This is a genomic window from Pseudonocardia zijingensis, from assembly GCF_042657305.1.
Lineage (GTDB): Bacteria > Actinomycetota > Actinomycetes > Mycobacteriales > Pseudonocardiaceae > Pseudonocardia > Pseudonocardia zijingensis.
In genome coordinates this window covers 107529-131238 of record NZ_JBHSKO010000015.1, presented here as the reverse complement: position 1 = coordinate 131238, position 23710 = coordinate 107529, and the positions used below count along the sequence as shown (strand labels likewise).

Sequence of the window (23710 nt, the reverse complement as noted above, 5' to 3'; positions counted from 1 at the left end):
GAGTGACCCGGTTCGTCACGCACCGTCCGATGGCGGTGCGGGCGGCTGCGCCGCCCTGCGGTCGACGGCCACCTGCACGGCGCCGACCAGCAGCTTGGCCACGACGCCGAAGGCGATCAGCCCGACCACCATCTGCGTCATGGTCAGGATCCTGGCGACCTCCGAGACCGGGGTGATGTCGCCGAAGCCCACCGTCGTGAACACCGTCATCGTGTAGTAGAGCGCGTCGGTGCGGCCCAGCCGCTGGGTGAAGCAGGCGGGGTCCTGCAGGGACAGCACGCCGTAGGCGGAGGCGTAGAGGAGCAGCAGGGTCGGCAGCCCGATCGCGGCCGTCTCCGCCGCCCGCAGGCGGGGCGTGTCCGAGGACATGATCGCGCGCACCTGCCAGGTGAGCGCGAGCGCGAGACCGACCAGGCCGATGCCGAGCCCGATGATCGCTTCCGCGTCCACCCGCAGGTTGAGCGGCGACCGGTAGTAGAGGACCAGCAACAACGTCACGGTGAGCAGGACCCGGACCACGGCCGCCGCGTTGCGGCGCGCCCCGGGCCCCGCGGGCGCGGGACGGACGGTGGGCCCCTGTGGCGCTGCCATCGCGCACCTCCTCGATCGTCGCCCTCGATCGTGGCCGCCGCGCAGTCTGGCGGCGGGCCGGCGGATCGGGCTCACCCACGGGGGACGAGCGCGCTCGTCCGGGAGGTCATCCCGCCGGGACGACCCCAGCTCGGCCGCATCGGGGCTAGTCTCACGAGGTGGCCGGTGTTCCCGGCCCTGGTCCCCTCGGAGGTGACCGGTGCGCGACATCGCGGCCTCCGCGCTCACACCCCCCGTGCTTCCGCGCGACTTCGTGCCGCGGCCCGCACTGCGCGCGGTCCTCGACGGCGCCGCGCACCGATCGCTGACGCTGGTGTCCGCGCCGCCGGGGTTCGGCAAGTCGTTGCTGCTCGCGGACTGGGTCGCGCAGTCGCCGGGCACACCCGCGGCCTGGGTGTCGCTGGACGACGAGTGCTCCGATCCCCGCCGGTTCTGGAACACGGTGCTGGCCGCGCTCGGCCAGTGCGCCGGGGTGCCGCAGGCGAGCCGGTTGCAGCGGCTCGTCGTGTCGCGCACGACCGTGGAGCTCGACTTCCTCGACGACCTCCTGCGCGGGCTCGCGTCGCTGCCGGGGCAGATCCGCCTCGTCCTCGACGACGCCCACCACCTGCGTACCGGCCCGGTGGTCGACCAGCTGCGGCTCCTCGTGCGCGCACACGGACCGCAGGTGCACCTGGTGCTGGCCACCCGGATGGACCCTCCACTGCCGTTGGCCCGGCTGCGCATGGACGACGAGCTGTGCGAGGTGCGCGCCGACCGGCTGCGGTTCGCCCGGTCGGAGGCGGAGACGCTGCTGCGGCGCCGCGGCCTGCGCCTCGACGCCCGCCAGAGCGGGGTGCTGCACGAGCGCACCGGCGGGTGGGTCGCCGGGCTCACCCTGGCCGCGCGCTCGCTCGCCGGGCACCCGGACCCGGACGGCTTCCTGGCCGACTTCTCCGGTGACGAGCGTGCCGTGGCGGACTACCTGGTGGACGAGGTCCTCGCCGGCATCGACGAGAACCACCGGGAGGTGCTGCGGCGCACCAGCGTGGTCGACCCGGTCCCGGCGGGGCTCGCCGTGGAACTCTGCGACCGCGAGGACGCCGCGGAGGTCCTCGACGAGCTGAGCCGCGAGCTCGGGCTGGTCGTCCGCTCGGCCACCGGCCACGCCGACTACAGCGTGCAGGAACTGCTGCGCTCCTACCTCCTCGCCGACCTGCAGCGGCAGGGCAGCGCGCTGGTGGCCGATCTGCACCGGCGGGCCGCGCTGTGGTGGGACCGCGACGGGCGTCCCGCGCGGGCGCTGCGGCACGCGGTGCGCAGCGGCGACCCGGCGTTCGTCGCGGGGCTGCTGCGCAAGCGCGCACCGGAGCTGGTGGGTCGCGGTGACCACGCCGTGCTCCGCGGCGTGGTAGACGCGGTCGACGGTGTCCCGGACGTCGAGGCCTGGCGGGCGGCGCTGTCGGCGCTGGCGCACCTCGAGCGGGGCGACCGCGCCGCCGTCGCCGCCGAGCTGGGCCGTGTCCGGCGCGACGGTGCGATCACCGACCAGGGACTCGCGGCGCTGGTGCGGGCCACCGGGCGATTGGCCGGGCTGGACACGCACGTGGCCGACGGTGAGCCGCTGCCGCCGGATCCGGCGCTCGCCGCGCTGGTCCGGGCCGGGCGTGGCACCGCCCACCTGGTGGCCGGGACGCCGGATGCCGCTCACGACGACCTCGTCGCCGCGCTGGACGACGCACGCATGCTCGGGCTGCCGCTCCTGGAGGCGCACTGCCTGTGCGGGCTGGCGTCGGCCGCGTGGCTCACCGGCGACCTGCACGAGGCGGCGGACGCGGCGGCCGCGGTCGCCGCGGGAGGCCGGAGCGCCACGGCCTGGGCGGTGGCCGCGCAGGTGGTCGTGGCGCTCACGGCGCTCGAGCAGGCCCGGCCGCACGCGGCGCTGGCCGCGGCCGATGCCGGCCTGCGGCAGGGGCTCGCCGGCCGCGATCCGGAGGTCTGCTTCGGGCTGCGGGTGGCCCGGGGCGGAGCCCTGTTCGACACCGGGGAGGGCGCGGCCGGCCTGCTGGAGCTGCAGCAGGCGCGCGCCGAGCTGGGGGAGCACCCGGTCCACAGCGCCCTCGCGGTCACCGCCGCGCTGTTCGAGCAGCGCATCGCGCTGCGGCTCGGCTACGTCCGGGCGGCCTCCGCGGCCGCAGGCCGGATCAGCGGCCGGGTCGAGGCCCGGGCCGAGCGCCTGCTGATGCGGGCGTGGACGCAGCTGGCCGCCGGTGCCCACCGCGACGCGCACGCCACCGTCGCGCCGCTGCTCGAGCCGTCGTCCCGGCCCGCCCGGGCCACCACCGCGGTGGAGGCGCGCCTGGTGGCGGTGCGCGCCCTGCTCGAGGAGGGCGATCGGCCGGCGGCGCGGCAGGTGCTGCGGGCCGCGCTGGACCAGGCGCTCCCGCTCGGCGCGATCCGCCCGTTCACCCTCGCTCCCTCGGCGGTGCGCGCACTGCTCGTCGACGAGCTGGTGGCCGGTGACGAGCGGGGCCGCTTCGCGGCGCTCGTGGTGGCCGCGTCGCACGCGGGCAACCGGAGCGCGGCGGCCGTGCTGACCTCCCGCGAGCACGACGTGCTGGTCCGGCTGCCGTCGTTGCTGAACCTCGACGAGATCGCCGACGACATGGCGGTGTCGGTCAACACCGTCAAGAGCCACGTGCGGTCGATCTACGACAAGCTCGGCGTTGGGACGCGGAGGCGGGCGGTGCTGGTGGCCCACGAGCAGGGCCTGCTGACCGAGCCCACAGCCGATCGCGGCGCCACGGGCGCGCCGCTGTTCACCCCGTCGGGATGACGTGGGCGCACCGGCGGTGCGGAAGTGTGACCAGGAGAGCAGGCACGTCGGATGTGGGGCTGCACGATGGAGCCGAACAAGTCCGCGGGCGCGGTGAGGCGTTACGAGTTCCGGGTGCTGGGACTCCTCTCGGAACGTGCGCGCAGCGCCTTCCACGGCATGGACATCCACGAGGTACCGGTCGAAACGGTGATCTGCGGCGAGGTCGCCGAGGACGGTGGCGTCCAGGAGGTGATGGACGTGTTGCAGATGCTCGGCATGCGGGTGGTGTCCGTGCGCAGGACGTCCGTGGACCGGCCGTCCGGACGAACACCCGTCACCCATCGGGGCGAGTGAGCGGCGCGATCGCCCTCAGCAGGTGAGGTGGCGTGCCCCTGCACCGTCGACGCTCGTCGGCACAGGGCACGCCGCAGCGACGTGCTCGCTACGAGCTTGGAGGGCTGCCGTGAACTTCTGGGAGTTCGTCCTGGGCATCTTCTGGTTCATGCTGCTGTTCGCCTGGATCTGGCTGCTCATCAGCATCGTGACCGACATCTTCCGCGACCACGAGCTGTCCGGGTGGGGCAAGGCGGGATGGGTGCTGTTCCTCATCGTCATCCCGTGGCTGGGCGCGCTCGTCTACCTGATCGCCCGCGGCCGGTCCATGAACGAGCGGACCCTCGCGCAGGCGCAGCGGCGCGACGACGCGTTCCGCCAGTACGTCAAGGAGACCGCGGGCGGGCAGGCGAGCACCGCCGACGAGCTGGCGAAGCTGGCCGAGCTGCGCGACCGGGGGACCCTCTCGGACGAGGAGTTCGGGCGCGCCAAGGCGAAGCTGCTCGGCGACCGGCCGCCGGTCGCGAAGTCCTCTCCCGACGAGATGGCGCAGGTCGGCGGCTGAGCGGGCGGGCCACGCCCGTCAGCACCCGCGGCGTCAGCGATGTGAGGCGTGATGAGCGGAGCACCGGGGGCCGGCGGGCCCGACCAGCTGTCGGGCCGGCCGCGCCGGCTCGCCGTGCTGCTCGCGATGGCGATGTTCGTCCTCGTCGTCGACACGTCGCTGATGAACGTGTCGATCTCGGCCGTGGTCCGGGACCTGGACACCACCGTGAGCGGGGTGCAGACGGCCATCGCGCTGGAGGCGCTGGTGTCGGCCGCCTTCATCCTGATCGGCGGCAAGGTGGGCGACCTGGTCGGGCGCAGGCGCTGCTACGTGGCCGGGTTGCTCGCCTACGCCGTCGGGGCCTTGGCGATGACCCTCGCGCAGAGCCTCGCCGCGGTCGTCGTGTTCTGGGCGGTCGTGGGTGGCATCGGGGCGTCGCTCCTGCTGCCGGCCATGCAGTCGCTCATCCACGGCAACTTCGACGGCGCGGCCCGCAAGCGGGTCTACGCCGTCGTCGGCGCGGCCGCGGCGATCGCGGCGGCGGTCGGACCGCTCCTGGGCGGGTTCATCACCACGTTCCTGTCGTGGCGGCTGGGCTTCGCGTTCGAGGTGGCCGTCATCGCCGTGGTGCTGTCCGGGATCCGTCTCGTGCACGACGTGCCCTACGAGGGGGAGCGGCGGCTCGACCTGGTGGGCGCGGTCCTCTCGGTCGTGGGCATGGGGGGCGTCGTCCTCGGCGTCCTCGTGTGGCAGGAGGGTGGCGATCGCGTCGGGGCGCTGGTGCTCCTCGGCGTGGCGGCGCTGGTGGGCCTGGCGGCCTGGCTCGTGCGGGCGGCGCGCAGCGGACGGGCCACCCTGCTCGACCCGGACCTGTTCCGTTCGCCGCACTTCACCGTGGGTGTCTCGCAGCAGTTGCTCCAGCAGATCGCTCTCGGCGGCACGATGATCGTGCTGCCCATCTACCTGCAGATGGTGCTGGAGTACAACGCGCTGCTCGCTGGTCTGTCGCTCGCCCCGCTCTCGCTGAGCATGTTCGCGGTGGCGCTGGTCGCCGGGAAGCGGACGGGGCGGCGGCGCCCGGGCGTCGTCGTGCGGTGGGGGTTCGTGCTGCTGTCGGCGGGGATGGCGTTGCTGATCCCGCTCGTCCCGCGCGCCGAGTTCGGCTGGGCCCTCGTCCTCCCGCTGGTGATCGCGGGGTCGGGGCTGGGCCTGCTGGTCTCCCAGCTGAACAACTACACCTTGGGGCCGGTCCCGGAGATCCGCGCGAGCGAGGCGGCGGGCGTGAACTCCGCGGCGGGCTCCTTCGGTCTGTCCCTGGGGTTGGCGCTGGCCGGCGCCGTCATGCTCGCGACCCTCTCGTTCGCCTTCGGCGCCCGGTCGGATGCGAGCACCGTGCTCCCGGAGGCCGACAAGCAGCGCGTCGCGGTGGCCCTGGAGCAGGACGCACAGGTCATGAGCACCACGCAGCTCGAAGGGTTGCTCGCGGGCGAACCCGACGACGTCCGGGCCGAGATCCTGGGCATCAACACCGAGGTGCGGCCGATCGCCCTGCAGGTGGCGCTGCTCGTGCCGCTGCTGGCCGGGCTGCTGGGCACCGTCAACTCGGTGCGCATGACGCGGCTGCCCGACCCGCCGTCGCTGGGTGCGGAAGGTGTCGCACTGGGGTGAGCCCCCGGGTCACCCTTCGCGGGTGAGGCCGGCCGTAGCGGGGCGTGGCACGGTCCCGGCGCCCGAGTACCGGGTGTCGAGGGGTGATCATGAGCGGGGTCTCGGGGGCGGAGCGCGGCCCGCTCTCGCCCCGGTCGGCGCTCGCGCTGCTGTGCGCCCTGCTCGTGGTCGACTTCGCCGACCGCCAGGTCGTGGTGGCCGCGTTCCCCTACCTGCGGACCGAGTTCGGTGCGAGCGCGACGCAGCTCGGTGCGCTCGTCTCGGTGGTGTCGGTGGTGGTGGCCCTCGGCGCGCTCCCGGTCGCGCTGCTCGTCGACCGCTGGAGCCGGGTTCGCGCGATCGCGGTCATGGCCACCGTGTGGAGCGGCGCGACGGCCGCGTGCGCGGTGGCGCCCGGCTACCTCGCGCTGCTCGCGGCGCGGATGGGCATCGGGGTGGGCCAGGCCGGGTTCGGGCCGGCTGCGTCCGCGCTGCTGGGAGCCACGTTCCCGGCCGAGCGTCGGGCGACGGTCCTGGCGGTGTTCCAGATGGGGGCGCCCCTGGGCATCGTCGCAGGCGGTGTCGGCGGAAGCCTGGCGGCGGCCCAGTGGGGGTGGCGCTGGGCGTTCCTCGCGGTCGCCGTGCCCGGGCTGGTGCTCGCGCTGCTGGCGCTGCGGCTGCGCGACTACCGCAGCGTGCCGGAGCCGTCCCGCGGACGCGCGGCGGTCGCCGGCCTCCTGCGCGCGAGATCGGGTCTCGGCGCGATGGTCGGAGGGGCGCTGCTGCTCGTGGTCTTCTCCACGCTCTACACCTGGCTGCCCACGCAGCTGGAGCGGGCCTACGGCCTGCCGCCTGCCCGGGCCGGGGTCCTCGCCTCGACGGTGGTGCTCGCAGGTGCGGCCGGCACGGTGCTGGCCGGTGCGGTGGCCGACCGGCTGACCCGCCGCTCCGTGCGGTGGCGCCTGCTCGTGCCGACGGCCACCGCGACGCTGACGTCGGCGACGCTCGGCCCGGCCTTCGTCGCCGTGCCGCCCGGCCCGGTCCAGCTGGTGCTGATCCTCCTCGGGGGGACGATGGCCACCACCGCCATCGGTCCCGCGGTCGCCGTCGTCCTCGACGTCGTCGCGCCGGCCGTGCGCGCCACCGCGGTGGCGATCTTCGCGCTGGTGCAGAACCTGGTGGGGCTGGCCGTGGGTCCGGTCCTCACCGGCGCGCTCACCGACCGGTGGGGGCTCACCGCTGCGCTGGGGCTCGTGGCGTGCCTCGGCCTCGTGGCCGGTGTCGCGTTCGGGTGGGGGTCGCTCTCCTACCCCCGGGATCGCGAACGCGGGCCGGTGCTGCTGCCCCGACCGCGGACCCGTCGTCCGCGAGCTGCTGGAGGCCGATCAGCCGCACCGCGAGGTCGTCGAGGCGGGCGATGACGGCGTGCAGCTCGGTCTGGTTCGCGACCGTGCCCCGCAGCTCGGTCCGCCCACCGAGGGCCACCGGGCGCAGCGGGTGCAGCGCCGCGAGGACGTCGGGGCTGAGCCGCCCCCGTACCCAGAACGCGTACTCGACGGCCACCACGAGCCTCCGATCGTCGTCCGATGAGGCGGAGCCATGGTGGCCGGCACCGGGATGAGCGCGGACCGTCCCGGGCGGACGAGTTCCGCGGTGCCCCGCTTCGCCCCGGAGAAGTTCGCGCCTCCGGTGGTGACCGACGTCGTGGACCGGCCGCGGCTCGTGCCGCGGGCCGCACCGGTCACGGTGGTCGCGGCCACCGCGGGCTGGGGAAAGACGATCTTCGCCGCGTCCTGGCTCGAGGCCGCGGGCCCCGGGAACGGGGCGTGGGTGAGCCTGGAGGAGACCGACGACGACCCGCACGCGTTCTGGAGCGCCGTGGCGACCGGGTTGATGCCGGTCGTCGGGCAGCGGGCGGCGGAGGTGCTGCGCAAGGTCGCCGCGGGGGCCGCCGACGTGGAGGACCTGCCCGGCGCCGTGGTGGCTGCCCTCCGCCTCGCGACCCGCTCGACGGTCCTCGTCCTGGACAACCTCCACGAGATCCGGTCCCCTCGCGTGCACGAGGCGCTGGTGCGCCTCGCGGAGCGGCCGCCGCCGTTCAGGCTGCTGGTGACGACGCGCAGGGACCCGCCGTGGCCGCTGGCGCGACTGCGCCTCGCCGGGCTGGTGGCCGAGGTGCGGGCCGCGGACCTCGCCTTCCGCACCGACGAGGCGGCCGACCTGTTCGCCCGCCTGGGTGTCGGCGTGACCGCAGCGCAGCTGGAGCAGCTGGTGGAGCGGACGGAGGGCTGGCCCGCCGGGCTGCGCCTCGTCGCGCTGCACCTCGCTGCCATCGACGACGCCGCGGTCGAGGACGCTTCAGCCGACGATCTCGACGCGGCGGTCCGCGCGTTCTCCGGCCAGGACCACAGCGTGGCCGGGTACCTGCTCACCGAGGTGCTCGACCGGGAGTCACCCGGCACGATCGCCTTCCTCGAGACGATCAGCGTCGTCGACCTCGTCCGCGGCGATCTCGCCGACGCCCTCACGGGGCGCGGCGACGGCAGCCGCGTTCTCGCCGACCTCGCGGCGTCCCACCTGTTCGTGCAGGCCGTGGGCCGGCCCGGCCGCTGGTACCGGCTGCACCGGCTGATCGCGGACATCCTGCGGGCCCGGCCCGCCCCGCGGCGCGAGCGCCGGGACCTGCACCGGCGCGCGGCGGAGTGGTTCCGGGCCCACGACATGCCGCTGGACGCGCTGCGCTCGGCCGTGGCGGGCGAGCTGTGGCCGTTGGCGGCCGAGCTGGCCGGGACGCACGCCTTCAAGCTCGTCCTGGCCGGCCGGGCCCGGGCGGTGGAGGGGACGCTCACGCGCGTCCCGCGCCCTGCGCTGGCCGCGCACCCGGAGATCACGGCGTCGCTGGCCCTGGCCCGCGTCGCACTGGGATCCGACACCGAGGTGGCGACGCTGATCGACCTCGGGCGGGCGGGGAGCGCCGACGTGGCGGCCCGGCGGGCTGCCCGCGCCGCCGTGCTGCTCGACGTGAGCGCCTCGGGGCTCGCCCGGATCGCGGGCGACTGGGAGAGGGCCCTGGCCGCGTACCGGTCGCTGCCGCTGGAACCCGACGCGCTCGCGGCGCTCGGCATGGCCGGGGCCGAGGCCGTGCCGGTGATCGTGGCCAACAACCGCGGCACGGCCGCGCTGTGGGCCGGTGACCTGGGCGCCGCCGAGCACCACCTCTCCCTCGCGGTGGGGATCCACCTGGACGGGCTGGCGATCTCCCAGCTCAACGCCTCCGCCTACCACGCGCTGCTCCGGTGCGAGCGGGGTGAGCTGGACGCGGCGGAGGCGGAGGCGCTCCGGGTCGTCGGCACGGCCGTCGACAACGGGCTCGAGCAGGCGGTGCAGTGCGTGGGCGCCTACCTGACGCTGGCCCGCGTGGTCCTCGACCGCGGCGGCACGGACGAGGCCGACCCGTGGCTCGACCGCGTCGCCGACGTCGTGGCGCTGGGGGCCGAGCCCCATGTGCGGCTGGCCGCGGCGATCGTCCTGGCGGAGCGGCGGGAAGCGGCGGGCGAGCGGGCGGCGGCGCTGCTCGCGTTGCGCTCACCCGGCGACCTCGCGGGCCGGCGCCCGCCGCCGGGCCTGCGCGAACGGTGGATGGCCGCCGAGGCCGCCCTCCTCGCCCGGGCCGGACGCGGCGCGGCGGCCCGGGAGCTTCTGGAACGCATGGGCCGCCCCACCAGCGACGAGATGCTGCTCGCCGCGGCGCAGGTGCACCTGCTGCTCGGCGGCCTGCCCGAGGCGGCCGCCCTCCGCGCCTCCGCCGCCGCGGCGTCCCACGTCCGTGGCCAGGTCGTAGGTGGGGTGTTCGACACCCTCCTCGCGGCCGCGGCCGGCGACGAGGACCTGGCGCTCGACCGGCTCGAGGACGCTCTGGTCGCCGCTGCGCCTTGGTCGTTGCGCCGCCCGTTCCTGGCCGAGGCGCCCACCGTGGCGCCCCTGCTCGGGCGGCGCATCGAGATCGGCAGCGGGGCGGCGGCGTTCGCGGTGGACCTGCAGGAGCGGATGTCCGCCTCGCAGCCCGCCGGGGCGGCGACCACACCGGCGCTGACCGACCCGCTGACCGGCCGGGAACGCACCGTGCTGCGCTACCTGGCGAGCACGCTGTCGAACGCCGAGATCGCCGCGGAGCTCTACGTGTCGGTCAGCACCGTGAAGACCCACCAGCGGGCGCTGTACCGCAAGTTGGGCGCCACCGGCCGGCGGGAGGCCGTCAAGCGGGCGCGGCTGCTCCGCGAGCTGTGACCGGCCCGGCTCATCCAGCAGAGGTGATGGACACCGCCGCACCGGCGCGGATCCTGGCGGAGCCGTGGACGACGAGCGACGGGACGGGTGGCCGATGCGGTACGAGTTCCGGGTCGAGGGCGTCCTGCCCGAGGAGGCACGCGCCCTGTTCGCCGACATGAACATCGAGGACATCCCGCCGCAGACGCTGATGTCCGGCGACGTGATCGACGAGTCGCACCTGCACGGGATCCTCGCTCAGCTCGCCGTCCTCGGCATCGCCGTCGTCTCCGTCATGCCGAACCCGCCTACGAGCTGACGGAGGTCCGGGCGCCGCTGCGGATCAGGCGGCGATGACGTAGAGCCCGTAGCCGGCGATCACGCCCACGGCCAGGAGGCAGAGTCCGGCCACGGCCCGCCCGGTGGCGGAGGATCCGTCCGGCCGGTCCGACAGGCCGACGACGGCGAGGGCCACCAGCGTCACGACCGTCAGGGCGGTGGCCGCACCCACCACGGTGACGATGCCCAGCGACCCCCAGTCGACGCTCATGGCGCCGTGAGGGTCCGGTCCGGGCCGGGTGGCTCCGGGAGGTCGTTCACGTTCACCGCGCTCACCGGGTTGCGCCGCGCGGCGAACCAGATGCCGGCTGCGAGGGCGGAACCGCAGACGGCCACGGCGACCACGCCCTCGGGGCCGCGGGTGGCGACGAACGACGCCGCGGCGCCGACGACCGCGGCCGCGGGCAACGTGGCCGTCCAGGCGAGCGCCACCTGCCCGGCCACGCGCCAGCGCACCACGTGCAGGCGCCGCCCGGCCGCCGCACCGAAGATGGAGCCGGTGCACACCTGGGTGGTCGAGAGCGGGATGCCCAGGTGGGTGGAGGTCAGGATGACCGCAGCGCTGGTGGTGTCGGCCGCGAAGCCCTGCGTCCTCTCGAGATCGCTGACCCGCCTGCCCAGCGTGCGGATGATCCGCCAGCCGCCGACGTAGCTTCCGGCCGCGATCGCCAGGCCGGCCGAGACGATCACCCACAGGGGCGGGCCCGCGTCGGGGGCGAGCACGCCGGCGGTGATCAGGGCGAGCGTGATGACGCCCATCGTCTTCTGCGCGTCGTTCGCGCCGTGGGCGAGCGCCACCGTCGACGCCGACACCACCTGCCCGGCCCGGAACCCGCGGTGCGCCGTGACCGGGTCCGCCCTCGTCGTGATCCAGTAGGCGAGGTACGTGGCCGAGAGGGCCACCAGACCGGCCAGGACGGGGGAGACGACCGCGGGGACCACGACCTTGGTCACCACGGTGCCGGCGTGGACGGCCTCCGGTCCGGCGGCCACCAGCACCGCGCCGATCAGCCCGCCGAACAGGGCGTGCGACGAACTCGACGGCAGGCCGAGGAACCAGGTCGTCAGGTTCCACAGGATGGCGCCGACCAACCCGGCGAAGATCACCACCGGGGTGATGCGCGCCTCGTCGACCAGGCCGCTGGAGATGGTCCTGGCCACCTCCACGGAGAGGAACGCCCCGACCAGGTTGAGCACACCTGCGATCGCGACCGCGGCCCGGGGGCTCAGCGCGCCCGTCGCGATCGACGGCGCCATGGCGTTCGCGGTGTCGTGGAAGCCGTTGGTGAAGTCGAAGGCGAGAGCGGTCACGACCACGATCACGACCACGATCAACATCCCGGCAGCGTTCACGGAGCACCCCTCAGGGCCGTCGTGGTCGATGGGGCGAAGACTGCGGCCGGTCGGGCGCCGCAGCACCACCCGCGGAGGATGACCGTTGACCACCCTCGTCGGCGCACCATCGCCGGACACCTGTTGCGAGAGCGCTGGAGCCGACGATGACCGACCGCGACGCCCGTGGCGTGATCTACGACGTGGACAGCGTGCTGCGGGTGGGATCCGTCCGCCGCACGGTGGGACGGCTCCGGGCCCTGCGCACCACCAGCCTGCAGGACCGGCGGTCCATGCTGGCCATGCCGCGCCTGGTGCGCGCGCTCTCCGCCGATCTCGGCGGGCCCGTGTACTACCTGACGTCCTTTCCGCTGATGGTGGCGCGGCCGATCACGGAGCTCCTGGTGCGCGACGGCCACCCGTCGGGAACCCTGGTGATGACGGGCCGGGCCTTCGTCCCGCGCTGGGTCGTGGGAGGCAGCCCGTGGCGGAAGCTCGCCGCGATCGAACGCATCACCGACCGGGAGCCGGACCTGCGGTGGGTGCTCCTCGGCGACGACGGGGGCCACGACCCCTTCGTGTTCGGCGAGTTCGCGCGGCGCCACCGCGACCGCGTCGCGGTGATCGCGTTCCGGCAGGTGCTCGACGCCGCCGGGGCGAGGTCGGACCTGCCCGAGCTCGGCGAGGACGGGATCGCGGAGGTCGGGGCGCCGAACGGCGAGGAGCTGCTGCCGCTGGTGCGGGCGGCCGCCGGGATCGGACCGCCCCGGCGGGGCACGGCCGCGGACTGGTTCCTCTCGGAGACCGAGCGCCGCAACGACGCCACCACGCTTCAGGCGTGGACCGAGGGCAACGCGGTCCGGGCGCTCGTGCACGGACGCGTGTACTTCGAGGCCCTCGCGGAGGTGCTGGGCGCGGTCGGCGACGGTGACTCGGTCGGGTTCTTCGGGTGGCGCGCGGACGTCGACGAGCTCCTCACCGACCGCGGCCCGACGGTCGGTGACGCACTCTGCGGGGCCGTGTCGCGCGGAGCGGGTGTGCGCGGCCTGCTGTGGCAGGCCCACACCGGGGCGGTCGGGTCGCACGCAAGCGTGAACCGGGCGCTCGCCGCGGCCGTGCGCCGGGTCGGCGGCGAGGTGCTGCTGGACCAGCGGGTGCTGCCGTTCGGCTGCCACCACCAGAAGATGGTCGTGGTGCGCCACCGCGACCGCCCGCAGGACGACGTGGCGTTCCTCGGCGGGATCGACCTCGATCACGGCGGCCGCGACGACGCGGACCACCACGGCGACCGGCAGAGCGTGGGCGCCGATCCCCGGTACGGGCCGACCCCGGCCTACCACGACGTGCAGGTCGAGATCCGGGGTCCCGCCGTGGCGGAGGCGGAGACGACCTTCCGCGAGCGGTGGGAGAACCCGGCCCCGCTGTCGCGGCTGCCCTGGCACGTGGTGCCCGCCCGGGTCCGGGGCGAGCAGCGCTCCGGCTCCGCGCTGCCCGCGTCGGCCCCTGCACCCGCGCCGGCCGGGACGTGCGCGGTCCAGCTCCTGCGGACCTACCCGCGCCGCCGTCCCCGCTACCCGTACGCCCCGCTGGGGGAGCGCAGCATCGCCCTGGCCTACACCAAGGCCCTCGGCCGGGCACAGCAGCTCATCTACCTCGAGGACCAGTACCTGTGGTCGTTCGACGTCGCGCGCATCTTCGCCGCAGCGCTCCACCGCTCGCCGCGGTTGCAGGTGATCGCCGTGGTGCCGCGGCGGCCCCCGAACAACAACCCGTTCTACGCCGAGTCGGCGATGCTGGGGCACGCGGAGGCCCTGGCCATGGTGCGGGAGGCGGGCGGCGACCGGGTGCAGGTCCTCGACGTCGAGAACCGAGACGGCCTGCCCGTCTACGTCCACGCCAAGCTCTGCGTGGTGGACGACGTGTGGGCGGCGGTGGGCAGCGACAACTTCAACACCCGCTCCTGGACCCACGACTCCGAGCTGACCGCGGCGGTGCTGGACTCCGAGCTCGACACCCGCGCACCGGCCGATCCCGGCGGGCTCGGGGACGGGGCCCGCCGGTTCGCCCGCGAGCTGCGCCTGGCGATGATGCGCGAGCACCTGGGTCTCGGCGCGTCGGAGGCGGAGGACGAGGACCTCCTCGATCCCGTGCGGGCGGCCGACGCCGTGCGCAAGAGCGCCACCGAGCTCGACGACTGGCACGCGCAGGGCCGGCGCGGCCCGCGCCCCGCCGGGTTCCTGCGCAGGCATCCCGTCGGCAAGGACGGGAAGCTGCCTGCCCACCACCGCTGGCTCACCGCACCTGCCTACCGGTCCTTCCTCGACCCGGACGGCCGCCCGCTCCCGATGCGGTTGCGGCGCACCTACTGACGGGCGGGGTCAGGCGTTCGACCGCGGCCGGTCGATCTCGGTGCGGTAGGCGGCGACGGCGGCCTCGACCGTGGGGTAGAAGTGCGCCGGGTCGATGGTGCGGGTGAGCCCGTAGCGCTCGATCTTGCGGCGCACCGGGTCCTTGAGCTCGGCGAACACCAGGTTGATGCCCCGCGCGTTGAGCTCCTCGTCGAGGTCCTCGAGCATGTCCGCCGCGGTCGTGTCCACGTCGGTGATGGGCTCGGCCGCCACGAGGATCCACCGGGGTGGCGGCTGCGCGGCGGCGAGCTTGCGGACCTCCTCGCGGAAGGTCCGGGTGTTGGCGAAGATCAACGGTGCGTCGAACCGGTAGATCGTCAGCCCGGGCACGTGGTGGGCGCCGGGGTAGGAGTGCACGTCGTGGTAGCCCTCCAACCCGGCCACGCGCCCGAGGACGGTCTGGTAGGGCCACCACGCCCGGCGGAAGACGTTGAGGATGGACAGCGCGACCGCGATCGCGATGCCGGGGAGCACCCCGAGCAGCGCGACGCCGAGGAACGCCGCGATCGACAGGAGGAATTCGGCCTTGCGCTGCTTCCACAGCCGGGCCGTCCCGGGCACGTCGGCGAGCGACAGCGACGCGGTGATGACCACCGCGGCCAGCGCGGGTTGCGGCAGGTTGCGGAACAGGCCGGGCAGCAGCACCAGCATGAGGACGATCAGCGCTGCCCCGACCACTCCCGTGAGCTGCGTCCTCGACCCCGCGCGTTCGGCCACGGCGGTGCGCGATCCGCTGGTACTCACCGGGAAACCCTGGAACAGCCCGGCCGCGAGGTTGGCGCTGCCGATCCCGATCATCTCCCGGTCGCCCTGCACCTGCCTGCCCGCCCGGGCGGCGAACGACGACGCGGTGGAGATGGTGTCCGCGAGCGACACGACGGCGATCCCGATCGCGCCGGCGAGCAGCAGTGGGACGTCGGACAGGTACACCTGCGGGATCGTCAGTGGCGGGAAGCCCTGGGGCAGCACGCCGACCAGGTCGACGCCCGCGTCGGCCAGGCCGAACAGGCCGACCGCGGCGATCGCCAGCACGACCATGACCAGCACGGCGGGCACCTTCGGCAGGAAGCGCTGCAGCACCAGGACCAGCACGATGCCGCTGATGCCGACCGCCGCCGCTGCGGGCACGGCCTCGCCGCCCACCAGGCCGGTGACGAAGCCCGCCGCCTCCCCGAACAAGGTCTCGGCGTCGACCGAGAAGCCGAACAGCTTCGGCAGCTGACCGATGAAGATCGTCACGGCCAGCCCGTTCATGTACCCGATCATGGTCGGCTTCGACAGCAGGTCGGCGACGAAACCGAACCCCGACACCCCGGCCAGGACCATGATCGCGCCCACCATGAGCGCGAGCATGGAGGCCAGCGCGACGGCCCGGGCCGGGTCCCCGCCCGACGCCACGAGCGGCAGGACCGTCGCGGCGATCATCGGCCCGAGCGAGGAGTCGGGGCCGAGCACCAGCACCCGCGACGGGCCGAACACGGCATAGGCCAGCAGGCACAGGATCGTGGTGTACAACCCGGTGATCAGGGGGAGACCCGCCAGCTCGGCGTAGGCCATGCCCTGCGGGACGAGCAGGGTGGTGAGCACCACGCCCGCGGTGATGTCCTTGCCCAGCCAGCGGCGCTCGTAGGAGGCGATCGCCTGCAGCCCGGGCAGGGCGCGGAAGAGCGCCGAACCGCCGTCGCGCTCGCTCCCGTCGCCCGACATGGCATCCCTCCCGGCCACCACCTGATCTCAGCGCGGACCGCCGGGCCGGGTCGTCACCCGCGGTGGATGAACGCGGCCCGATCACCTGTGTCGGGTGAGGTGGGCGGGCGGTGCCCGGCCGATGATCGTCGGTGGGGGTGGCGACCGGGGGGAGCGTGTGGCGGTGGCGGAGCTGCTCGTCCTGTGGGTACCGGTCCTGATCATGCTGTTCCTCCTGGCGATGGAGCAGCTCGAGGTCCGGGTCCTGGCGGGAACCCGCTCGCCCGGATCGGGTGATGCCCCCGGACGCGGCTCGACGCACGGTTCGCGCACCCGAGAGCACGGAGGAGCCGAGATGGCGACGTTGACGGTGTGGAAGTTCGACACGGCGGACGGCGCGAAATCCGCCTTGCACCTCTTGGAACGGATGCAGAAGGAGGAGCTGCTCCAGCTTGTCGACGCTGCCGTCGTGTCGTGGCCGGAGGGCAGGCGCAAGCCGAAGACCGAGCAGCTGCACAGCCTGACCGGCGCGGGGGCGCTCGGCGGCAGCTTCTGGGGCCTGTTGTTCGGGCTGCTCTTCTTCGTCCCGCTGCTCGGCATGGCGATCGGGGCCGCCATGGGGGCGTTGAGCGGATCGTTGGCCGACATCGGCATCGACGACGACTTCATCAAGAAGGTGCGCTCGGAGGTCACCGAGGGGACCTCGGCCCTGTTCGTGCTCAGCGCGAACGCGGTCACCGACCGCGTGCTCGCCGAGTTCCGCGGGAGCGGGGCGCACCTGGCGTCGTCGAACCTGTCCGCGGAGCAGGAGGCGAAGCTGCGGGAGGTGTTCGAGGAACCCGCGGAGGGCAAGCACGCCGAGGTGTGACGACCGCACCGCCGGCCGGCTCCGGAGCACCCGCCCCGGGGCCGGCTCGCCGCAGTGACAGGAGCTCGACGATGATCGATCGCCCAGAATCCGCTCGCAGGGGTCGTGGGGTCCGCCAGCCCTTGCGCCTGGTGCACTCCCAGCTCTCGGTCGTCGATCCGGTCGTCGGTCCGGATGTCGGTCCGGATGTCGGTCCGGATGTCGAGGCCGCCGGCGGCACCCGGGGGCCCGCGGCGGTGTGGGCCGAAGGGCTCGCCGACATGGTGCGGATCGAGATCGACGACGCCCGGCGCGGCGGCCTGATCACCGCCGGCGAGGCCGAGCAGCTGCTCGCCCGGATCGTGCTGGTCATCGACCAGGCCGTCGTGCCCCGCAGCGCCCACTGAGCGCCGTCCTCCGCAGGCACCACTGTGTCGTGGTGCCATCGGCGGCTGTGCTCCGCCGGACCCCGTGGCAGCATCCCCGGCGGTCGACGGAGGTGACCGGTGCGCCGGCCGCGTCGCCGATCCGTCCTCCGCGGACGAGGCTCGACCACCTCGGTGGCGGTCATCCTCGTCCCACCCGGACGAGGGGGGCACCGGATGCGCATCCCGGACAGCACGACAGCGATCCCCGAGCTCCCGGCCGCCTTCGCGCCCCGCGGGCGTCTCGTCGAGCTGCTCGACCGGGCAGACCCCGAACAGCTCGTGGCGGTGATCGCACCCGCCGGTTACGGCAAGACGGTGCTCCTGACGCACTGGCTGCGCCGCCCGGGCGTCCCGCGCGCGGCCTGGATCTCCCTCGACGCCGCCGTGGACGCCGACCGGTTCCGCGCCACGCTGTGCGCCGCGCTGGCCACCGTGCCCGGTCTGCGGGAGTTCGCCGGGCTGCACACCGCGGCGCGAGCCCCGGGCGGGAGCGGCGGATCCGACTTCGTCCACGCGCTCGCGGTGGCGCTCGACGACGTCCGGCCGGCCGTGCGGCTGGTCGTCGACGACGTGCACGCGCTGACCGACCTCGACGCGCTGCGGGATCTGGGCCGGCTGGTCCGGATGCGGCCCCGTGGGCTGCGGCTGGTGCTGGCCGGCCGGTCGGATCCGCCGTTGCCGCTGCCCCGGCTGCGGCTCGAGAGCCGCCTGCTCGAGGTGCGGGCCGAGCAGCTGGCGTTCACCCGCGACGAGGCCGCCGCGCTCGTCGGTTCGGCGCGACTGGACCTGACCGCGGAACAGGTGAGGGCCCTGCACCACCGCACAGCGGGCTGGGCCGCCGGGCTGCGGTTCGCCGCGATCGCGCTGCGCTCCACCGACGACCGGCAGGGCTTCATCGACCAGTTCTCCGGCAGTGAGCGCTCGATGGCCGACTTCCTCGCCGGGGAGGTCATGGGCAGTCTCGCGGCAGCGACGCGGCAGTTCCTGGAGATCGAGGCCGTCTGCGCCGAGTTGCCCGCGGGCCTCGCCGTGGCCCTGTCCGGGCAGGCGGACGCCGCGCACCGGCTCGACGCCCTGGTCAAGGACACGGCGCTGCTGCAGCGGGTGGAACCGGCGACCTACCGGATCCACCCCCTCCTGCGGACCTACCTCGTCGCCGAGCTGGAACGCCACCACCCCGTCCTGCACCGCCACGCCCACGCCACGTCGGCCCGGTGGTGGTGCCGCGCCGACGAACCGGTGCATGCCGTGCGGCACGCGGCCCGCACCGGCGATCCCGGGCTGCTGAACGACATCCTGGGCGACGTCGGGCTCCGGGCCGTGGCGCGGGGGGCGTTCTCCGATCTGCGCCGGATGCTCGACGTCGTCCGCGGCGCGGGCGGCCCGCCGGACGCCTGGGTGCCGCTGCTCGAGGCGGTCGTGGAGCACCGGACCGGTACAGCACGGGCCGCCGCGGCGGCGCTGGAGCAGGCCGAACGGTCGTGGCCCCGCGCGCCGGGGCCCGCGCTCACCTCGCTGCGCGGGGCGGTCGAGCTGCTCGTCAGGGGCCACCGCACGACCCCGCTTCCCGCCGGCGCTCCGGGCGGGGGCGCCGCCGCGGAAGCCCTGCGCCTCCTGCTGGACCTGAGCCGTGCGAGCGCGCAGCTCGAACGCGAGGACCTCGACCGGGACGCGGCGCTGGCCCGGCTCGACCGCGTGGTGGCGGTCGCGCGCGAGCGGGATTTCGCCTGCCTCGAGGTGTGGGGGCTGTCCCTGCAGAGCCTCGTCGAACTGGGCCGGGGCCGGTACTCGGCCATGGCGGCCGCGGCCGGTGCCGCCGTCGTGGTGGCCACCCGCAGCGGGCTGCCCGCCGTCCTCGCGGCAGCACCGAACGCGTTGATCGCGTACCGGGACCTGCTGGCCGCCGACCCGGTGGCCGCCCGCCAGCGCGCTGCCGCCACCCTCTCCGCGGGCGGCCCGCTCCCGGTGAAGGCCGAGCTGATCCTGCGCGCCGTGCACAGCGCCGCGCTGTCCGACCTCGGCCGGCCCGACGGAGGCCTGGCCCGGTGGCGCGAGGCGCTGGTGGCGCACGGTGACCGCGCACCCGCGGCGACGCTGGCCGCGCTCGCCGTGCTGGAGCACCGGGTCGCGGTGGTGCAGGCCGGAGCGTCGAGCGCAGCCCGCACCACGGAATGGCTGGAGGCGCGCGTCGGCAAGGTGGCCGAGGTCCTGCTGATGGACGCCTGGGCCCACCAGCTCGCCGGCCAGCACCACGCGGCGGCGATCGCCGTCGAGCCGATCGTGCGCGGCGCGGTGCCGAGGCTGGTGGCCTACACGCCGGTGGAGGCGCACCTGGTGCTCGCCGAGTCCGCGCTCCAGGCCGGGGCGCCCGACCGTGGACGTGAGGAGCTGGAGACCGCCCTCGCCCAGGCCTCGGAACTGGAGGTCGCCCGCCCGTTCGCGCTCACCAGCGGTGCCACCGAGGAACTGCTCACGGTCGTCACACCCGTCGCGGCCGGCGCGTGGCTGCGCCACCGGATCGACAGCGCGCGCCCGCTCGTGCACAACCACGTCCCGGCCGCGCTCAGCGAGCGCGAACTGGCCGTGCTGGCCATGCTCCCGTCGCTGCTCAGCGCGGCCGAGATCGCCGAGGAGCTCACGGTCTCGGTGAACACGGTCAAGACCCACATCCGGTCCATCTACGCCAAGTTGCACGTCAGCAGCCGCCGCGACGCCGTCGAGCGCGCGCGGGAGCGCAGCCTCCTGGCATGAGTCGCCGTTCCACCTCGGCGCCGTTCACCTTCTCGGGGTGACGCGCGGGCGCCGGCGGGCGGCGAGCGTGACGGGACGAGCAGCAGCGGATGCGCGGAGGCCGGCCGATGGGCACGGGGAGCAACGCGGTTCCGGAAGGGCACTACGAATTCCGGATCGTCGGGCGTCTGCCCGAGCAGGCGCGCGACGCGTTGCACGGCATGGAGGTCCGCGAGGTACCGGCGGAGACCGTCATCTCGGGGGAACTCGACGAGGACGGCGGCGTCCAGGAGGTGCTCTCGCTGATCCAGTCGCTCGGCCTGCACGTCCGGTCGGTGCGCAGGACGTCCTGACTGTGGGGTGAGACCGTGTTGAGCCACGAGGACGCGCGGCGGCTGGCCGCCATCGAGCGGCAGATGCTCGCCGACGATCCCGCTCTCGTCCGCCGCTTCCGGCGCTTCGACACCAGCTCCACGCGGACGCGGCGGGTCCGCGGAGCCGTGCGGTGCGCCGTGACGTTCCTGTTCTGGGCGACGATCGTCATCGGCTCCTTGCTGGCCGGGATCGGGGCGCTGTCCGGCTGGGGCGACGTGTTCCTCCCCGGCTGCGTGCTGCTCGCGGCCGCCTGGTGGCTGGCCCGTGTGCGGCGGCGCAGGCGCCGCGCCGGCTGAGGGGTGCCCGACGCTCACCCTGCGCGGGTGGTACGGGGCGGTGGCGGGCCTGTCAGCGTGCCGGTATGACGTCTGCAGCTGAGCCCGCCGAGCCCACGGGCACGGACGGCCGCGAACCCGGTGCGGCGGTTCTCGGGGTCGTGATCCCCCGGGGGCTGGTCGTCCTGCTGGGCGCGGCTGCGGCGATCATCGTGGCGGCCGGCATCCGGTCGGTGGCCTGGCTGATCGGGCCGGTGTTCCTCGCGCTCGTCATCGTCATCTCGGTGGCACCCGTGCAGCGGTGGTTCCGCAACCGGGGCTGGCCGCGGTGGGCGGTGACGCTCGTGCTCGTGCTCGCGGTCTACGCCGTGGTGCTCGCGATCGCGATCGCCGTCATCGTCTCGATCGCCCGGCTCACCACGGCCCTCCCGCAGTACGCGGCGCAGAGCAGGCAGCTGACCGAGTCGGTGGCGAACCTGGGGGCGCGCTTCGGTGTCGGGCCGGCCGAGCTGCGCCAGGCCGCCGAGTCCCTGGACCTCGGGAAGCTGGCTGCACTGTTCGGGTCGCTGCTCAGCGACGTGGCGGGGCTGGCCGGGAACCTCGTCTTCGTGCTGACGCTGCTGCTGTTCCTCAGCCTCGAGTCGGGCAGCGTCGGCAACCGGCTCGCGCGCATCGAGGCCGATCGGCCGGAGATGCGCGAGGCGCTCGGCGGCTTCGCCCACGGCACCCGGCAGTACATGCTGGTCACCACCGTCTTCGGGCTGATCGTCGCGGTTCTCGACGGGATCGCGCTCGCCCTGCTCGGCATCCCCCTCGCGGTGCTGTGGGGCGTGCTCGCGTTCGTCACGAACTACATCCCCAACATCGGGTTCATCATCGGGCTGGTCCCGCCGGCGCTGCTGGCGCTGCTGATCGGCGGCCCGGGCCTGATGGTCGTGGTCATCGTCGTGTACGTCGTACTCAACTTCGTGATCCAGTCGCTGATCCAGCCGCGCTTCGTCGGCGACGCCGTCGGCCTGTCGGTGACGATCACGTTCGTCGCGCTGGCGTTCTGGACGTGGTTGCTCGGACCGCTCGGGGCGATCCTGGCCATCCCCCTGACGCTGCTCGCCAAGGCCGTCATGGTCGACGTCGACCCCCGCGCGTCGTGGGTGGACGCGCTGACCTCCTCGGCCGGCGGCGGCGATCAGGCCGACACCCCCACCTCGCGGCACCGGCCGCGCGGGTCGCGCTCGTGGTGGCGACACCACGAGCAGGCCTCCAGCAGATCCTCCATGGAAGGAGCCGAAGCATGAGCACCGAGAGCTCGTCCCGGATGACGGCCGGCTCGACCGACCGCACCTCCGTGGCCCGCAGCGGACTGATCCTGTTCGCCGCGGCGATGATGATCGTCAACGGGCTGTGGCTCGCGCTGGCCGGACTCGCCGCGCTGTTCAACGACGAGGTCTACGTGACCACGCCGGAGTACATCTACGCCTTCGACCTCACCGCGTGGGGCTGGATCCACCTGCTGCTCGGGATCGCGATCGCGGTCGCGGGGTTCGCCGTCAACACCGGCGCCACGTGGGCACGGATCACCGGCATCGGGCTGGCCTGCCTCAGCCTGGTCGCGAACTTCCTGTTCATCCCGTACTACCCGATCTGGTCGCTGACGATCATCGCGCTCGGCATCGCGGTGATCTGGGCACTCGCGACGGCCGGCCGCGAGACGGCCTGAGGGCGGGCGGCATGGACACGACGATCGCCGCGCCGGAATCCGACCGGCGGTCGCCGTCCCCGGGCCGGCGGATCGCGGCCGCGGTGGCCGTCCTCGCGCTGGCCGCCGCGCTCGTGGTCGTCGCGATGGCCGCGTTCCGCAACCTCGGGCTGCTGGTGCTGACGCTCGTCCTGGTGGCACTGGCGGTCATGGCCGGCTGGACCGCGCTGGTCAACCGCGGGACGCGGCGGGTGCTCGCGGCTGCGCTCGCGGTGGTGCTGCTCGTCGCCACGGTGGTGCTCCTCGTCGTCGCGGCGCTGCAGATCGACGCGAGCGCGATCGGCCGGGCCGTGCTGCTGCTCGTCCTGGTTCTGGTCTCGGTCGGCGCGGCGCGCGTGGCACTGGGTGACGACCTGACCGGCCCGCGTACCGGGCGGCAGGTCGGCCCGGCCCGGCGCGGCGTCCTGCTCATGAACCCGCGCTCGGGCGGCGGCAAGGTCGTCCGCTTCCACCTGGAGGACGAGGCGCAGCGGCGCGGGATCCGGCCGATCGTCCTGCACCCCGGCGACGACCTGCGCGCGCTCGCGGAGGAGGCGGTCGCGGCCGGAGCGGACGTGATCGGCATGGCGGGCGGCGACGGGTCACAGGCACTGGTGGCCGACGTCGCCCGCGAGCACGACGTGGCGCTCGTGTGCATTCCCGCGGGCACCCGCAACCACTTCGCGCTCGACCTGGGCCTCGACCGGGCCGACGTCGTCGGTGCGCTGGACGCCTTCGGGGACGCGTTCGAGCGGCGGATCGACCTCGCCCAGATCGGCGACCGGATCTTCGTCAACAACGCGTCACTCGGGGTGTACGCGACGGTCGTGCAGTCCGAGGCCTACCGCGACGCGAAGCTCGGCACCGCCGCCCAGATGCTGCCCGACCTGCTCGGGACGCAGGCGAAGCCGTTCGACCTGCGCTTCGACCGGCCGGACGGGGAGCCGGAGGGCACGGCCGATCTCGTGCTCGTGTCCAACGACGTCTACCACCTCGAGAGCATGACCGGGTTCGGCACCCGGCCCCGCATCGACGACGGCGTGCTCGGTGTCGTCACGGTGAAGGTCGACCGGGCGCGGGACATCCCCGCGCTGGTCACCGCGGAGGCCACCGGTCACATCCAGGGCTTCCGCGGGTACCGGGCCTGGAGCACCCGGGAGTTCGTCGTCGACTCCGCCGAGCCGCTCGTCGACGTGGGCGTCGACGGTGAGGCGCTGCGCCTGGCGCCGCCGCTGCGGTTCCGGTCGCTCCCGCACGCGCTGCGGGTGCGGACGCCGCTGTCGGCCCGCGGCGTTCCGCGCCGCCCGCGCATCGGCGAGGCGGTGCCCGCCCTGTTGCGCGTGCTCGCCGGGCACCCGGCGGCGTGAGCGGCGC

Annotated in this window: 20 protein-coding genes; 16 read left to right on the top strand and 4 right to left on the bottom strand. The window is 74.5% G+C overall.

The window, feature by feature from the left end:
• Positions 1-15: 15 nt before the first annotated feature.
• Positions 16-591: a potassium channel family protein gene (locus ACFPL3_RS26240; RefSeq protein WP_343944454.1), complete on the bottom strand. Its 576-nt coding sequence runs from the start codon at positions 589-591 to the stop codon at positions 16-18.
• Between the two features lie 199 nt (positions 592-790).
• Between ACFPL3_RS26240 and ACFPL3_RS26235 the strand changes: the two genes are divergently transcribed.
• The 7 genes from ACFPL3_RS26235 to ACFPL3_RS26205 all read left to right on the top strand — a co-directional run bounded on the left by ACFPL3_RS26235 (position 791) and on the right by ACFPL3_RS26205 (position 10500).
• Complete coding sequence (locus tag ACFPL3_RS26235; RefSeq protein ID WP_379589692.1) at positions 791-3406, top strand: helix-turn-helix transcriptional regulator; 2616 nt, start codon at positions 791-793, stop codon at positions 3404-3406.
• A gap of 66 nt (positions 3407-3472) precedes the next feature.
• Entirely contained in the window at positions 3473-3742 is a 270-nt protein-coding gene (locus ACFPL3_RS26230) for a hypothetical protein (protein ID WP_343944452.1), read from the top strand.
• Between the two features lie 109 nt (positions 3743-3851).
• A complete protein-coding gene (locus tag ACFPL3_RS26225; RefSeq protein ID WP_343944451.1) occupies positions 3852-4286 on the top strand; it encodes an SHOCT domain-containing protein in 435 nt (144 codons plus the stop codon).
• Positions 4287-4337: 51 nt separating this feature from the next.
• Positions 4338-5936, top strand: a complete 1599-nt coding sequence (locus tag ACFPL3_RS26220) for an MFS transporter (protein WP_343944450.1) — start codon at positions 4338-4340, stop codon at positions 5934-5936.
• 89 nt (positions 5937-6025) lie between these two features.
• A complete protein-coding gene (locus ACFPL3_RS26215) occupies positions 6026-7336 on the top strand; it encodes an MFS transporter (RefSeq protein WP_343944449.1) in 1311 nt (436 codons plus the stop codon).
• Positions 7337-7568: 232 nt separating this feature from the next.
• Positions 7569-10202: a winged helix-turn-helix domain-containing protein gene (locus ACFPL3_RS26210; RefSeq protein WP_379589691.1), complete on the top strand. Its 2634-nt coding sequence runs from the start codon at positions 7569-7571 to the stop codon at positions 10200-10202.
• A 64-nt stretch (positions 10203-10266) separates the two neighbouring features.
• Complete coding sequence (locus ACFPL3_RS26205; RefSeq protein ID WP_343941506.1) at positions 10267-10500, top strand: hypothetical protein; 234 nt, start codon at positions 10267-10269, stop codon at positions 10498-10500.
• 24 nt (positions 10501-10524) lie between these two features.
• Here ACFPL3_RS26205 and ACFPL3_RS26200 read toward each other — a convergent pair whose 3' ends face one another.
• Both ACFPL3_RS26200 and ACFPL3_RS26195 read right to left on the bottom strand, forming a co-directional pair.
• The gene (locus ACFPL3_RS26200) at positions 10525-10731 is read right to left on the bottom strand and encodes a hypothetical protein (RefSeq protein ID WP_343941505.1); all 207 of its coding nucleotides are present in this window, start codon (positions 10729-10731) and stop codon (positions 10525-10527) included.
• Complete coding sequence (locus tag ACFPL3_RS26195; RefSeq protein ID WP_343941504.1) at positions 10728-11858, bottom strand: inorganic phosphate transporter; 1131 nt, start codon at positions 11856-11858, stop codon at positions 10728-10730. The genes ACFPL3_RS26200 and ACFPL3_RS26195 overlap by 4 nt, the downstream gene beginning before the upstream one ends.
• 161 nt (positions 11859-12019) lie before the next feature.
• On the opposite strand from ACFPL3_RS26195, the gene ACFPL3_RS26190 reads away from it, so the two are divergent.
• Positions 12020-14221 carry a phosphatase domain-containing protein gene (locus ACFPL3_RS26190; protein ID WP_379589690.1) on the top strand — a complete coding sequence of 734 codons (2202 nt, stop codon included), beginning with the start codon at positions 12020-12022 and terminating at the stop codon, positions 14219-14221.
• Positions 14222-14230: 9 nt separating this feature from the next.
• Here the strand turns inward: ACFPL3_RS26190 and ACFPL3_RS26185 are convergent, their stop codons facing one another.
• Positions 14231-15967, bottom strand: a complete 1737-nt coding sequence (locus tag ACFPL3_RS26185; protein ID WP_343941501.1) for a SulP family inorganic anion transporter — start codon at positions 15965-15967, stop codon at positions 14231-14233.
• A 334-nt stretch (positions 15968-16301) separates the two neighbouring features.
• Between ACFPL3_RS26185 and ACFPL3_RS26180 the strand changes: the two genes are divergently transcribed.
• From ACFPL3_RS26180 to ACFPL3_RS26145, 8 genes are all read left to right on the top strand, one after another.
• Positions 16302-16814 carry a DUF1269 domain-containing protein gene (locus ACFPL3_RS26180; RefSeq protein ID WP_343941500.1) on the top strand — a complete coding sequence of 171 codons (513 nt, stop codon included), beginning with the start codon at positions 16302-16304 and terminating at the stop codon, positions 16812-16814.
• 131 nt (positions 16815-16945) lie between these two features.
• On the top strand, positions 16946-17200 hold the full coding sequence (locus tag ACFPL3_RS26175; protein WP_343941499.1) for a hypothetical protein: 255 nt from the start codon (positions 16946-16948) through the stop codon (positions 17198-17200).
• Between the two features lie 195 nt (positions 17201-17395).
• On the top strand, positions 17396-19972 hold the full coding sequence (locus ACFPL3_RS26170; protein ID WP_343941498.1) for a winged helix-turn-helix domain-containing protein: 2577 nt from the start codon (positions 17396-17398) through the stop codon (positions 19970-19972).
• Positions 19973-20079: 107 nt separating this feature from the next.
• Positions 20080-20304 carry a hypothetical protein gene (locus tag ACFPL3_RS26165; protein WP_343941497.1) on the top strand — a complete coding sequence of 75 codons (225 nt, stop codon included), beginning with the start codon at positions 20080-20082 and terminating at the stop codon, positions 20302-20304.
• Between the two features lie 15 nt (positions 20305-20319).
• Positions 20320-20622: a DUF3040 domain-containing protein gene (locus tag ACFPL3_RS26160; protein ID WP_343941496.1), complete on the top strand. Its 303-nt coding sequence runs from the start codon at positions 20320-20322 to the stop codon at positions 20620-20622.
• A gap of 65 nt (positions 20623-20687) precedes the next feature.
• Entirely contained in the window at positions 20688-21896 is a 1209-nt protein-coding gene (locus tag ACFPL3_RS26155; RefSeq protein WP_343941495.1) for an AI-2E family transporter, read from the top strand.
• Positions 21893-22318 (top strand): DUF7144 family membrane protein, encoded by a 426-nt coding sequence (locus ACFPL3_RS26150; RefSeq protein ID WP_343941494.1) that lies wholly within the window; start codon positions 21893-21895, stop codon positions 22316-22318. Before ACFPL3_RS26155 ends, ACFPL3_RS26150 begins: the two co-directional genes overlap by 4 nt.
• Before the next feature lie 11 nt (positions 22319-22329).
• The gene (locus ACFPL3_RS26145) at positions 22330-23703 is read left to right on the top strand and encodes a diacylglycerol/lipid kinase family protein (protein ID WP_343941493.1); all 1374 of its coding nucleotides are present in this window, start codon (positions 22330-22332) and stop codon (positions 23701-23703) included.
• The last annotated feature ends 7 nt before the right edge of the window (positions 23704-23710 follow it).

What these genes read in the sequence shown, in the direction of transcription:
- ACFPL3_RS26240 (WP_343944454.1), bottom strand. Translation starts at nt 591, where the DNA reads ATGGCAGCGCCACAGGGGCCCACCGTCCGTCCCGCGCCCGCGGGGCCC.
- ACFPL3_RS26230 (WP_343944452.1), top strand. Translation starts at nt 3,473, where the DNA reads ATGGAGCCGAACAAGTCCGCGGGCGCGGTGAGGCGTTACGAGTTCCGG.
- ACFPL3_RS26220 (WP_343944450.1), top strand. Translation starts at nt 4,338, where the DNA reads ATGAGCGGAGCACCGGGGGCCGGCGGGCCCGACCAGCTGTCGGGCCGG.
- ACFPL3_RS26215 (WP_343944449.1), top strand. Translation starts at nt 6,026, where the DNA reads ATGAGCGGGGTCTCGGGGGCGGAGCGCGGCCCGCTCTCGCCCCGGTCG.
- ACFPL3_RS26200 (WP_343941505.1), bottom strand. Translation starts at nt 10,731, where the DNA reads ATGAGCGTCGACTGGGGGTCGCTGGGCATCGTCACCGTGGTGGGTGCG.
- ACFPL3_RS26195 (WP_343941504.1), bottom strand. Translation starts at nt 11,858, where the DNA reads ATGTTGATCGTGGTCGTGATCGTGGTCGTGACCGCTCTCGCCTTCGAC.
- ACFPL3_RS26190 (WP_379589690.1), top strand. Translation starts at nt 12,020, where the DNA reads ATGACCGACCGCGACGCCCGTGGCGTGATCTACGACGTGGACAGCGTG.
- ACFPL3_RS26185 (WP_343941501.1), bottom strand. Translation starts at nt 15,967, where the DNA reads ATGTCGGGCGACGGGAGCGAGCGCGACGGCGGTTCGGCGCTCTTCCGC.
- ACFPL3_RS26180 (WP_343941500.1), top strand. Translation starts at nt 16,302, where the DNA reads ATGGCGACGTTGACGGTGTGGAAGTTCGACACGGCGGACGGCGCGAAA.
- ACFPL3_RS26170 (WP_343941498.1), top strand. Translation starts at nt 17,396, where the DNA reads ATGCGCATCCCGGACAGCACGACAGCGATCCCCGAGCTCCCGGCCGCC.
- ACFPL3_RS26165 (WP_343941497.1), top strand. Translation starts at nt 20,080, where the DNA reads ATGGGCACGGGGAGCAACGCGGTTCCGGAAGGGCACTACGAATTCCGG.
- ACFPL3_RS26155 (WP_343941495.1), top strand. Translation starts at nt 20,688, where the DNA reads ATGACGTCTGCAGCTGAGCCCGCCGAGCCCACGGGCACGGACGGCCGC.
- ACFPL3_RS26150 (WP_343941494.1), top strand. Translation starts at nt 21,893, where the DNA reads ATGAGCACCGAGAGCTCGTCCCGGATGACGGCCGGCTCGACCGACCGC.
- ACFPL3_RS26145 (WP_343941493.1), top strand. Translation starts at nt 22,330, where the DNA reads ATGGACACGACGATCGCCGCGCCGGAATCCGACCGGCGGTCGCCGTCC.